We start from the raw sequence: 11,864 nt of genomic DNA, 5'->3' as shown, positions 1-11,864 counted from the left end.
GTAACATAAAAGTAGGCTATTTAAGTACGAGGGTGGTGTTATATGAGTAATTATCTAGAAATTAAAAAAGTTTTAAATAATAATGTCATCATTGCTAGCCATCCTGAACACGAGGAAGTAGTAGTGATCGGTAAAGGAATTGGATTTGGAAAAAAGGCTGAAGATGTGTTGGAGCAAGAACAAATTGAGAAAATGTTTGTTTTAAAAAATGAACGTGATCGAGAACAATACAAACTTTTAGTGCCGCATGTGAGTGAAAAGCTAATTGAATTGATGAATGATATTATGTTATACATTCAAGAAAAAGCGGAGTCTCCATTAAATGAACATATTCATATCGCTTTAACAGATCATATTTCTTTTGCAATTAAAAGGCTGAAACAAGGACTTACAATAGATAATCCTTTTTTAGTTGAAACGAAAATGCTATATCCAGAGGAATATGAAATTGCTGAAGGAGTTGTGAAACTTTTAAATTCTCGTTTGCAAATTACATTACCAGAAGGAGAAGTTGGCTTTATCGCACTCCATATTTATAGCTCGCTTACAAACTCTGATTTATCTTCTGTTAATCAAAATTCTCGTCTTATTGCACAACTTGTGTCTTTAATTGAGACAAACCTACAAATTACATTAGACCAAGAAAGCATTCATTATTTACGCCTTATTCGCCATTTACAATATGCTATTGAACGGGTGAAAAAAGGAGAAAAAGTAGAAGAAGCACAAAGTTTTGCTGATTTATTAAAATTAGAATATCCAGTTTGTTACAATTTGGCGTGGAAGCTAGTCAAAGTAATGCAGAACGAATTACAACTTCCTGTTTATGAAGCGGAGAGTATTTATTTAACGATGCATTTACAACGATTAGTGAAAGCAGAACATGTGTAAAAAGACATATATTTTTGTCTAAAATGAAAACGTTAAAAAAAATGATTGAATCGCTTACAATAGTTATGTATAATAACTATTGCAAAGTTATACAAAATTCGACAAACACATTAAGGTAAATAACGAAAACGTTTGCTTTAATTATAGTGAACTTATACGTAATCCTATTTTTGACACGTGTTACTGATTCGATCAGGCATGAGTGGAGAAAAGTTGGGAATGTAAGCTAAAGAAAGGGACATACTACCCTTTGTATAGCTATCGTTCTATCTTTTTTTTCCTCATGCCTTTTTGGCGTTTGTCGAAAAGTATCAATATAGATAAGAGAGGAAGGGTTTCCATGTTTAAGAAGATCTTTGGTGTTCTTCAAAAAGTCGGAAAAGCGCTTATGCTTCCAGTAGCGATTTTACCGGCAGCAGGTATTTTACTTGGATTTGGTAATGCATTTCAAAATCCACAACTAACAAATGTTATCCCTGCTTTAAAAGCAGATTGGTTCGTAATGGTTGCAAAAATTATGGAACAATCTGGCGATATTATTTTCGCTAACCTTGCGCTATTATTCGCAGTTGGGGTAGCGATCGGTTTAGCTGGTGGAGACGGAGTAGCTGGTTTAGCAGCGTTCGTCGGATACTTAATTATGAACAAAACGATGAGTGTATTCTTAGAAGTAGATAAACTAGTGAAAGTAACAAGCACTGGAACAGATCCAGTAAAAATTGGATTTTCAGATCCAGCATATGCAAACGTATTAGGAATTCCAACGCTGCAAACAGGAGTGTTTGGTGGTATTATCGTCGGGATAGTAGCGGCATATTGTTATAATAAATACTTCAACATTGAATTACCATCATACTTAGGTTTCTTTGCAGGTAAGCGTTTCGTACCAATCGCAACTGCAACATTCTCTTTAGTGGTAGGTATTATCATGTGCTTCATTTGGCCATACATTCAGGGTGGCTTAAATACGTTCTCACATCAAATGATTGATGCAAATAGAACGATAGCAGCATTTATATTCGGTTTAATCGAACGTTCATTAATTCCATTTGGATTACATCATATTTTCTATTCACCGTTCTGGTTCGAATTCGGTCAGTATACAAATGCAGCTGGCGAATTAATCCGTGGTGACCAAAAAATCTTTATGGCACAGTTAAAAGACGGCGTAGAATTAACAGCAGGTACATTTACAACTGGTAAGTATCCGTTCATGATGTTCGGTCTTCCAGCAGCAGCTTTAGCAATGTACCATGAAGCACGTCCGGAAAATAAAAAATTAGCAGCTGGTATTTTAGGATCTGCTGCATTAACATCTTTCTTAACAGGTATTACAGAACCGCTTGAATTTTCATTCTTATTCGTAGCACCAGTATTATTCGGAATTCATGCAGTATTCGCTGGTCTATCATTTATGACAATGCAAATTTTAGGTGTTAAAATTGGTATGACATTCTCTGGTGGTTTAATTGACTTCATATTATTCGGTGTACTACCAGGTCGTACGGCATGGTGGTGGGTAATTATTGTTGGTCTTGTACTAGCAGTTATTTACTACTTCGGATTCCGTTTCGCAATCCGTAAATGGAACTTAAAAACACCTGGTCGTGAAGTAGCGAATGCTAATGAAGGCGCAGGGAAAACAGAAGCAGGAGAACTTCCACGTGAAGTATTAGTAGCACTTGGTGGTAAAGAAAACATTGCTTCGTTAGATGCTTGTATTACTCGTTTACGCGTTCAAGTTAACGAACAAAAAAATGTAAATAAAGACCGTTTAAAAGAGCTTGGAGCAGCCGGTGTACTTGAAGTTGGAAATAACATTCAAGCTATTTTCGGACCGAAATCTGACACGTTAAAATCACAAATTCATGATATTATGTCGGGTCGTACACCTCATGTGGAAAAAGAAGCGCCTGTAAAAGTGGAAGAAGCTCCTCAACAGGTTGATGAAAATGAAACAATCGTTTCACCAATTGAAGGGAAAATCTTACCGATTACAGAAGTACCTGACCAAGTATTCTCAGGGAAAATGATGGGAGATGGATTTGCGATTGAGCCAACAGAAGGAACAGTAGTTTCTCCGGTTAATGGTGAGATTGTAAATGTATTCCCTACAAAACATGCGATTGGTATTCAGTCTGAAGGCGGAAAAGAAATTTTAATCCACTTCGGTATTGATACTGTAAAATTAAATGGTGAAGGCTTTGAAGCGCTTGTAGCACAAGGTGATAAAGTGAAGCAAGGACAACCATTATTAAAAGTAGATCTTGCATTTGTAAAAGAAAATGCACCATCTATTATTACACCAATCGTCTTTACGAATTTACAACAAGGGCAACAAGTCGAATTGAAAAAAGATGGAAATGTTAAGAAGGGCGAAAACGCTATTATTGACATTCAGTAGGAATTTGACGCAAAATGTTTATAATTATAATAGGCGATGTGGTTGACCGAACATCGCCTATTATATACAATAGATGATGTAGTACTCACGTCTATACAACTAAAAAAATACTGTATTTGAAGGAGATAAATTATCATGGAAAAAATCTTTAAAGTAACTAGCGACTCAGGAATTCATGCTCGTCCAGCAACTCTACTTGTAAACACTGCAAGCAAATTTGGTTCTGACATCAACTTAGAGTATAACGGAAAAAACGTTAACTTAAAATCAATCATGGGTGTTATGTCTTTAGGAATTCAACAAGGCGCGGAAATTAAGGTCACTGCAAATGGTGATGATGCAGCTCAAGCACTAGCAGCTATCGAAGAAACTATGAAAAACGAAGGATTAGGAGAATAATGACTCTTAACATTCAAGGGATCGCTGCATCAAGTGGGATTGCTATTGCAAAGGCTTTCAGACTTGAGAATCCTGAATTTAACATTGAAAAGAAATCAATTACAGACGAAGCTGCTGAAATTGCACGCTTAGACGCTGCGCTTGAGAAAGCAAAATCTGAACTAGAAGCTATTAAGGACCATGCTTTTGCTGAGCTAGGTGCTGATAAAGCTGCTATCTTTGAAGCACATTTATTAGTATTAAATGATCCGGAATTAGTAAATCCAGTAAAAGATAAAGTAAATGGCGAAAAAGTAAATGCTGAATTTGCAATGGATGAAGTTGCATCAATGTTTATTTCTATGTTTGAAAACATGGATAACGAATACATGAAAGAACGTGCTGCGGATATTCGCGACGTAACAAAACGTGTTCTTGCACATTTACTAGGAATTAACTTCTCAAACCCTGGTACAATTTCTGAAGAAGTAATCATCATTGCTGAAGATTTAACACCATCTGATACAGCTCAGTTAAATCGTAAGTATGCAAAAGGTTTCACAACTGATATCGGTGGACGTACATCTCACTCTGCAATTATGGCTCGTTCTATGGAAATTCCAGCTGTTGTTGGTACGAAAGTTGTTATGGAGAAAATCCAAAACGGCGATATCGTAATCATTGACGGTTTAGATGGAGAAGTAATTGTAAACCCATCTGAAGAAACTCTTCGTTCTTTTGAAGAAAAGAAAGCGAAATTTGAAGAGCAAAAAGTTGTATGGGCAAAATTAAAAGACCAAGCAACTGTAACAAGTGATGGACATCACGTTGAGCTTGTTGCTAATATCGGAACACCAAATGATGTACAAGGTATTATCGATAATGGCGGAGAAGGCGTTGGTTTATACCGCACAGAATTCTTATACATGGGCCGTGACAATCTTCCAACAGAAGAAGAGCAGTTCGAAGCGTATAAAGCAGTTCTTGAAGGTGTAAAAGAAGATCAACCAGTCGTTGTTCGTACACTTGACATCGGTGGAGATAAAGAACTTCCATACTTACATTTACCAAAAGAAATGAACCCATTCTTAGGATACCGTGCAATTCGCTTATGTCTTGATGAGCAAGATGTGTTCCGTACACAACTTCGTGCATTACTTCGTGCTAGCGTATACGGTAACTTGAAAATTATGTTCCCAATGATTGCAACTCTTGATGAGTTCCGTCAAGCGAAAGCAATCTTATTAGAAGAGAAAGAAAGACTTGTTAAAGCGGGTACAACTGTTTCTGATTCTATTGAAGTTGGTATGATGGTTGAAATTCCAGCTTCAGCAGTATTAGCTGATCAGTTCGCAAAAGAAGTTGATTTCTTCTCTATTGGAACAAATGACTTAATCCAATACACAATGGCTGCAGACCGTATGAACGAACAAGTAGCTTACTTATACCAACCATATAACCCATCTATTTTACGTCTTGTAAAAATGGTTATCGATGCTGCTCATAAAGAGGGCAAATGGGCTGGTATGTGTGGTGAGATGGCGGGAGATTCACTTGCTATCCCATTATTATTAGGATTAGGCTTAGATGAGTTCAGTATGAGTGCAACATCTATCCTTCCTGCAAGAACACAACTAAGCAAGTTGTCAAAAGCAGAAATGGAAACATTAGCAGAAAAAGCATTAACAATGTCAACTGCTGAAGAAGTTGTTGAATTAGTTAAAAGCATATAATAGTAAAAAAACCTGAGTCGATTTGAAATCGGTCTCAGGTTTTTTTGCTACATATACCTTAGGTGATTTTATTGTTTAAACTTATCTTAAAGAGCAATTGCGATAACATCTTCTGGGCAAACACGTAAAATCCCTTCAAATCTATCGTCATTACGATTGTTTCCATTCTTATCATCTTTGTTGTTGTCTTTGTCGTCATCTCTTCTTAATGCAGAGAATAGAGCAATACCGTTACAGAACCCCTCAAAAACTAAATTGCGGAATGTTCCATTTCCTTTTAGTTTAAGAAGCGAAATCTCAGTGCCTATAGAAAGATGTGCAAGTACGTTACATACAGCAGCTCGTTGTGGTCTAACTTCTTCTCTCTCTTTCTCGCGATGTTCGCGATGGTCACACTCTCTTTCACGATGATGACAGTCTCTAAAGTTATCACAGCATCCAAATGATCCAAACATAATCCTCATCACCCCCTTCACACTTATAATCTATGTAAGTTCGGTAGTCGGTGACTGGACAGATAATGAAAATTTTTCTAGGGGATTTTCTCATTTTAAATGACTAGATGGGTATTTAGTATGGAATGATGTTTAAAATAGGGGAAATATCACAAAAAAATGTAAAGACCACCTCAATGAAATAAATTAGGTAGCCTTTACACTTTTTTGCTTTTATATAAAACGATGATATATACAGGAAGAGCTAGGAGTAGTGGTGCAATGGATCGTGCAGTGTGTTTTTCTGCTTCTAATTGTAACGCTTCTTCTTTTGGGAATTGTAACACTGATATGTTTGCAGCATCGCCAATAAAATATAGCAGTAGTACAGTTACTATGTAACTTAAAAGTGCGATAAAGCTTCCGTATGAACTCAATGAAAATCCCTCTCTTGTTATCTATTTGTTATCATTGTATCACAATTGTAACAAAAATACACGGTTATATTTCAATGCTTTAACAAATTTCGACACAAAACGCCATATTTGTTTATAGTGATAGCGTAAAAATTACAATTTCTCTATGTGTAGATGTCGAATAATACATTGTAATATTACGGATGTGTGACAGAATATAAAAAAACGAAGGTAATGAAATTACCTTCGTTTTTATTATTTCGCCCATTCACTTACTTGTTCTACGCTCATGCGCGGTGCAGGGTGACCTTTTAAAGTGGATTCACCAATTGTAATAAGCATAATTGGTACGTAACGAGATGAAACATTAAATTCTTCCATTAGTGCTTGTGGGTTGAAACCACCAATTGCGCAAGTATCCCAGCCAGTTGCTTTAGCAGCAAGCATAAGTTGCATTGCTGCTAAAGCAGCATTTGAAAAGGCAGCATCTCGTGGGTATTGCTCACGAGTATATGCAGATTCAATATTTTTAGCTAAGCGCTCTTTTGCGTCTGCTTTCATAAATCCTTGTTCTACAATTGGACCGTAAACAGGTTCAACATTTTTATATGCCTCTAAATCACCTAAAATAGCGACTACGGCAGAAGCATCAAGAATTTGTTGTTGGTTATAAGCAATTGGGTGTAATCGTTTTTGTACATCTTCGCCTTGGAAAACAAGGAATTTCCAGTGTTGCAAGTTCCAAGCAGAAGGTGCTTGCGCAGCTGCTTTTAAAATTTCATGTAACTCTGTAGATGAAATTTCTTTTTCAGGGTTGAATGCACGTGTAGATGTGCGTTCATATAAAACGTTAAAAAAGTCATTGTTTGTCATTATATATCCTCCAAATTACATATCAACTTAATATAAAATAAATGTAATATACTCTACTTACATTTTGTAAGTTATTGAATTTAAGAATATAATACCTTTATTTTAATTGTCAAGTTTTAAATAGTAAGGCAGGGCATTCATACAAACGATACAATTCATATAATCATACACTAAAAAAGGAATTTCCAGAGCAGATAAGCGAAGATAACATTCTCAATTAGCTTGTTAATATGAGTTCCTCACAATTCTTTATAAAATGATTGTGAGGAATTCAGTAAAACAAGATATATGAAGTGAGTGAAGACTAGTGATGAACATACTACATTTTTTATTAGAGAATACTGTTTTCCAAAATGTATTACAAGATCTTCAGTTGAATGTCCTTTATATAGAAGATGGATGTACACATCAACAAACGATAGAAAACGTCCATCCAAAATGTATGTTTATAGCAAATAGTTTTGAAGAAGGAGAAATATTGTTTCATAGAACTAGACCACATATTGTAATTATGTACGTAACAGATTTTGCTCAAATAAAATATATAAAGAATATATATAATTCACAGAGCACATTCATTATCATTTGGGATCAACAGATAGATAATCAGTTTGCAGATTTACTACTGTTAGGAATACGTAATATTGTTATAGCACCAGTAACTCCACAAGTGGTACTAGAGGAAGTGAATAAGAGTTTATATCAACTTTCTTTAGTGCGGCAAGTAGGTTTACAACAAGAATTGCTTCAAACGATGTTTGATTTTCAAAATGATTTATTATTTATAGTAGAAGATGATGAGATTGTTGATTGTAATACGAATTTTTTACAATTCTTCGGACATGATAATTTATTTACGTATCGTGAACAACATTTAGTGTTTGCAGAACATCTTATTAGAGAGAACGGATATTATTCGACGACTCACGATATAACATGGCTGGATGATACTTTATCAAATGGAAGAAGAATTAAAATGTACAATTATGAAGGAGAAGCATTTACTTTTCTATTACGTGCGACACCATTACCAGAAGACTTATCGCGATTTATAGTAAAATGCACAGAGATTACAGAATTAGATGAAATCTATCAAGAGCAAGAAAGATTGGCTATGATAGATTCATTGACAGAAATATATAATCGCTTGAAATTCCAACAAATATTGGAGACAGAGTGGGAGAATGTATTACGTAATGATGAAAAAGTTGCACTTATTTTGTTTGATATAGATAATTTTAAATCAGTAAATGACACATATGGTCATGATTTTGGCGATTTAGCATTAGTACAACTTGCAGATCTTATGAAATCTAAAGTTGAAGATCAACATGTATTTGCAAGATGGGGAGGAGAGGAATTTATAATATTAGTGACAAATACGGTAGAAAAAGAAGCGTTTCAAGTTGCGGAATCATTGCGATTTTTCATTGAAACAAAGCATTTCTCTGGAATTTCGAAATTAACAGCGAGTTTTGGAGTTGCGTTATATGAGCAAGGGATTACAAGAGAAGAGTTAATGCAAAGAGCGGATATTGCGTTATATGAAGCGAAAAAAAATGGGAAAAATCAAGTATGTATATATAGAAAAGAAAAAATGTGATTTTTCGCAACAAATTGTTGCGATTTTTTTTTATTACTTGATAATAGAATATGGGGGACCATTTTAACCGAGAAGCTCCCACTTCAAGTAAGCTCGCAAGAGAGACTAAGTGGTGGGTAGTTCACATGAAGTAATTACGGAGGAACAATATGATAAAAAAAATAACGGTTATGGCTTCACTGTCTGCTGTAGTTTGCGGCGGAGTATACTATTTTCTCTATAGTCCCGATCCAAAGGAACAAGCAGTATTAACAACAAAGGTAACTCCTGCTATTGAGTCAGAGGTACAGGATAATATAGAAGAAGTACAAAAAATTGATTATGCTAGTATATCTCAAAAGTTAGATCAGTATTTAGTAGGAAAGCAATTTAATGGGACAGTTTTGGTGACAGATAAAGAGCATGTTATATTGAATAAAGGATATGGATATGCTGATGTTCAAAATAAAATAGAAAATACGCCTCAAACAAAATATCGTATCGGTTCTATTACGAAAACAGTTGTTGCTACATCCATTCTACAGTTACAAGAACAAGGGAAGTTAAATATCCAAGATAATGTAAATAAATACATTCCTTCATTTCCAGCAGATAAACACATCACGTTATATCACTTATTAACGCATACATCTGGTTTACCGGAAAATGGGGAAGGGAAGGTTAATGTAGCTTCACGTATAAATTTAGTAACTTGGATTGGAAGTCAAAAATTAGAGTTTCCACCAGGAACAGGTTGGAAGTATACGGATTATAATTATATGGTGCTCGCTTATATTATAGAAAATATAACGAAAAAGCCTTTAGGAGACTATGTAAAAGAAAATATATTTACAAAGGCCGAGATGCATGAATCAGGTATGGGAAATATGGTGCCTGGAGATAAAAACTTCACGAAGGGGTATGTGAAGAAAGATCAAGAGCTTGTACTAGCACAAAAATTAGGGATGGACTGGTTATATGGATCGGGTGAGATGTATACGACAGTAGGGGATATGAAAAAATTAGATGAAGCGATTATAAATGGAAAGCTTCTTTCTGAACAAAGTATACAAGCGATGTTTACACCTTCACAAGAAAGAAAATATGCATTTAGCTTTTACATATATCCAGATTATTTCCATAACCATGGTGTACTATCTGGTTGGAACACTTTCAATAATTTTAATAAAGAAAAAGGAACTTTTGTTATTTTATTTTCAAATGTGAAAAATAGTATGGATGATGATTTTAATAAAGAGTTCCGAAAGATGGTAAATGATTTATTAGAACAAAGGGGATGAGAAGATGGAAAATAAAAATTTATCAATAGGTTTCATTGGTATTGGTGTAATGGGAAAAAGTATGGTACATCATTTAATGCAAGGCGGTCATAAAGTATATGTATATAATAGAACGAAAGCGAAGGCAGCTTCTTTAGTGCAAGAGGGTGCGACTTGGTGTGATACACCGAAAGCGTTAGTAAAGCAAGTTGATGTTGTTATGACGATGGTTGGTTATCCTCATGATGTAGAAGAAGTGTACTTTGGGATTGATGGAATTTTAGAACATGCAAATGAAGGTACGATAGCAATTGACTTTACAACATCTACACCAACATTGGCAAAACGTATTAATGAAGTTGCGAAAAGCAAGAATATATATACATTAGATGCACCAGTATCTGGCGGGGACATTGGGGCTAAAGAAGCAAGACTAGCAATTATGGTCGGTGGAGAGAACAGAATATATGATATTTGCTTACCTCTATTTGAAAAACTAGGAACAAATATTCAGTTGCAAGGCCCCGCTGGGAGTGGACAACATACAAAAATGTGCAATCAAATAGCAATTGCTTCTAACATGATAGGAGTATGTGAAGCGGTAGCATATGCGAAAAAGGCTGGACTTAATGCAGATAAAGTATTAGAGAGTATTTCGACAGGAGCAGCAGGTAGCTGGTCATTAAGTAATTTAGCTCCTCGAATGTTAAAAGGAGATTTTGAACCTGGCTTTTATGTAAAGCATTTTATGAAAGATATGAAGATTGCTTTAGATGAAGCTGAAAAATTACAATTACCAGTACCGGGTTTAACCCTAGCGAAGGAATTGTATGAAGAGCTAATCGCAGATGGAAAAGAGAATAGCGGAACACAAGTATTATACAAAAAGTATATAAGGGGGTAAATGGAATGGATCTCCAAAAGTTTGACGAGATGATTGATGCTGTGCAGCGAGCAACTTGTGTACAGATTAATGATAAGCAAAAAGAAGCTTTTAAACAAAAATACGATTTTGGACCAGATTTTGAATATGGAAGAGATGAGAAAGGGCATTATGTTATCCGAAGCTCGAAAAAGATGTTAGAGGAAATGGAGTTTTATTTGGCATTGAAATATGATCGAGATGGAATTGTCCTTTATATGCATGCTGAGATTGAAGGGACATGTCATGTATCCGTTAGCTACAGTGAAGATGCACTTCATTTGCAAGAATTGTTTCAATTTCTAGAAGAAAATAAATAAAAAGTCCTCATTTGAGGACTTTTTATTTATTTAGGCAGGCATAATATTTAAGTTGGATAATTTATCCCGCTATTTGTGGGCAGTAAAACTCCCACTGATTAAAGTTTCACTTTATAGGCTGGAAGCGCGGCGGCATCGTTCAATTGGGAATGGAATAACTTGGGCAATGTGATTAGGGCCGAGCTGTTTCGCGCGAGCATGGCGTAGTATATAAAATGCGCACAGAATAGAAACAGGAATAGCACCATATAAACCGAAAAATAAAGCGCTTACACATGATGCAACAAAACCTAAAACACCAACTTCTAATTCTTCCATAATAGCTCCTAAAATGACAGGAATAGCTCCGCATGTAACTCCTAGTATAAGTGCGATAAGTAAACTCATGATTATCCCCCTCTGTTTGCAATATTCTTTTCCTTCTTATTAGTTGTAGTATATCATACGTAAAACAGAATTTTCAGAAAAATTTCAAAAAAAGTTCAATAAATGTTCAAAAAAAATTCCGAAATATACTTGATAAAGTGGAATTGTGATTCGAGATATTTGATTTAAACAAACGAAAGGGAAAAATCATTTTAGTAAATAAAAAATCAGGCTTACTTCAATGTTATGAAATAAGCCTGGTCCA

General features: G+C 35.1%; 12 protein-coding genes. 8 read left to right on the top strand and 4 right to left on the bottom strand.

All coding sequences use genetic code 11. The features are described from left to right. Positions 1–42: 42 nt before the first annotated feature. From glcT to ptsP, 4 genes are all read left to right on the top strand, one after another. Entirely contained in the window at positions 43–891 is an 849-nt protein-coding gene (gene glcT / locus NSQ69_RS19965; RefSeq protein ID WP_002033914.1) for a glucose PTS transporter transcription antiterminator GlcT, read from the top strand. A 340-nt stretch (positions 892–1,231) separates the two neighbouring features. Next, positions 1,232–3,295: a PTS glucose transporter subunit IIABC gene (ptsG, locus tag NSQ69_RS19960; protein ID WP_002014901.1), complete on the top strand. Its 2,064-nt coding sequence runs from the start codon at positions 1,232–1,234 to the stop codon at positions 3,293–3,295. A gap of 135 nt (positions 3,296–3,430) precedes the next feature. Next, positions 3,431–3,694: a phosphocarrier protein HPr gene (gene ptsH, locus NSQ69_RS19955; protein ID WP_002033915.1), complete on the top strand. Its 264-nt coding sequence runs from the start codon at positions 3,431–3,433 to the stop codon at positions 3,692–3,694. Next, entirely contained in the window at positions 3,694–5,406 is a 1,713-nt protein-coding gene (gene ptsP / locus NSQ69_RS19950) for a phosphoenolpyruvate--protein phosphotransferase (RefSeq protein ID WP_078213437.1), read from the top strand. The genes ptsH and ptsP overlap by 1 nt, the downstream gene beginning before the upstream one ends. Positions 5,407–5,492: 86 nt before the next feature. Here the strand turns inward: ptsP and NSQ69_RS19945 are convergent, their stop codons facing one another. The 3 genes from NSQ69_RS19945 to NSQ69_RS19935 all read right to left on the bottom strand — a co-directional run bounded on the left by NSQ69_RS19945 (position 5,493) and on the right by NSQ69_RS19935 (position 7,129). After that, positions 5,493–5,861, bottom strand: a complete 369-nt coding sequence (locus NSQ69_RS19945; protein ID WP_050000339.1) for a DUF3915 family protein — start codon at positions 5,859–5,861, stop codon at positions 5,493–5,495. Positions 5,862–6,058: 197 nt separating this feature from the next. Then, the gene (locus NSQ69_RS19940) at positions 6,059–6,277 is read right to left on the bottom strand and encodes a hypothetical protein (protein ID WP_002088422.1); all 219 of its coding nucleotides are present in this window, start codon (positions 6,275–6,277) and stop codon (positions 6,059–6,061) included. 234 nt (positions 6,278–6,511) lie between these two features. Beyond that, on the bottom strand, positions 6,512–7,129 hold the full coding sequence (locus NSQ69_RS19935; RefSeq protein ID WP_002033918.1) for a nitroreductase family protein: 618 nt from the start codon (positions 7,127–7,129) through the stop codon (positions 6,512–6,514). Positions 7,130–7,439: 310 nt separating this feature from the next. On the opposite strand from NSQ69_RS19935, the gene NSQ69_RS19930 reads away from it, so the two are divergent. From NSQ69_RS19930 to NSQ69_RS19915, 4 genes are all read left to right on the top strand, one after another. After that, positions 7,440–8,732 (top strand): GGDEF domain-containing protein, encoded by a 1,293-nt coding sequence (locus NSQ69_RS19930; protein ID WP_002128934.1) that lies wholly within the window; start codon positions 7,440–7,442, stop codon positions 8,730–8,732. A gap of 149 nt (positions 8,733–8,881) precedes the next feature. Beyond that, entirely contained in the window at positions 8,882–10,012 is a 1,131-nt protein-coding gene (locus tag NSQ69_RS19925; protein ID WP_002128933.1) for a serine hydrolase domain-containing protein, read from the top strand. Between the two features lie 4 nt (positions 10,013–10,016). After that, positions 10,017–10,895 (top strand): NAD(P)-dependent oxidoreductase, encoded by an 879-nt coding sequence (locus NSQ69_RS19920; protein ID WP_002128930.1) that lies wholly within the window; start codon positions 10,017–10,019, stop codon positions 10,893–10,895. Positions 10,896–10,900: 5 nt separating this feature from the next. After that, complete coding sequence (locus NSQ69_RS19915; RefSeq protein ID WP_002014892.1) at positions 10,901–11,233, top strand: DUF3909 family protein; 333 nt, start codon at positions 10,901–10,903, stop codon at positions 11,231–11,233. Positions 11,234–11,344: 111 nt separating this feature from the next. Here NSQ69_RS19915 and NSQ69_RS19910 read toward each other — a convergent pair whose 3' ends face one another. Then, entirely contained in the window at positions 11,345–11,620 is a 276-nt protein-coding gene (locus tag NSQ69_RS19910; RefSeq protein ID WP_002014891.1) for a hypothetical protein, read from the bottom strand. Between the last annotated feature and the right edge of the window lie 244 nt (positions 11,621–11,864).

Source organism: Bacillus sp. FSL R10-2201, from assembly GCF_038008665.1.
Classification (GTDB): Bacteria; Bacillota; Bacilli; order Bacillales; family Bacillaceae_G; genus Bacillus_A; species Bacillus_A mycoides.
The sequence above is the reverse complement of the archived record's forward strand: the minus strand, read 5'-3'. Positions and strand labels throughout refer to the sequence as shown.

Excerpts from the sequence above, each read along its gene's own strand:
- glcT (WP_002033914.1), top strand. The coding sequence starts at position 43 with ATGAGTAATTATCTAGAAATTAAAAAAGTTTTAAATAATAATGTCATC.
- ptsG (WP_002014901.1), top strand. The coding sequence starts at position 1,232 with ATGTTTAAGAAGATCTTTGGTGTTCTTCAAAAAGTCGGAAAAGCGCTT.
- ptsH (WP_002033915.1), top strand. The coding sequence starts at position 3,431 with ATGGAAAAAATCTTTAAAGTAACTAGCGACTCAGGAATTCATGCTCGT.
- ptsP (WP_078213437.1), top strand. The coding sequence starts at position 3,694 with ATGACTCTTAACATTCAAGGGATCGCTGCATCAAGTGGGATTGCTATT.
- NSQ69_RS19945 (WP_050000339.1), bottom strand. The coding sequence starts at position 5,861 with ATGTTTGGATCATTTGGATGCTGTGATAACTTTAGAGACTGTCATCAT.
- NSQ69_RS19935 (WP_002033918.1), bottom strand. The coding sequence starts at position 7,129 with ATGACAAACAATGACTTTTTTAACGTTTTATATGAACGCACATCTACA.
- NSQ69_RS19930 (WP_002128934.1), top strand. The coding sequence starts at position 7,440 with ATGAACATACTACATTTTTTATTAGAGAATACTGTTTTCCAAAATGTA.
- NSQ69_RS19925 (WP_002128933.1), top strand. The coding sequence starts at position 8,882 with ATGATAAAAAAAATAACGGTTATGGCTTCACTGTCTGCTGTAGTTTGC.
- NSQ69_RS19920 (WP_002128930.1), top strand. The coding sequence starts at position 10,017 with ATGGAAAATAAAAATTTATCAATAGGTTTCATTGGTATTGGTGTAATG.
- NSQ69_RS19915 (WP_002014892.1), top strand. The coding sequence starts at position 10,901 with ATGGATCTCCAAAAGTTTGACGAGATGATTGATGCTGTGCAGCGAGCA.
- NSQ69_RS19910 (WP_002014891.1), bottom strand. The coding sequence starts at position 11,620 with ATGAGTTTACTTATCGCACTTATACTAGGAGTTACATGCGGAGCTATT.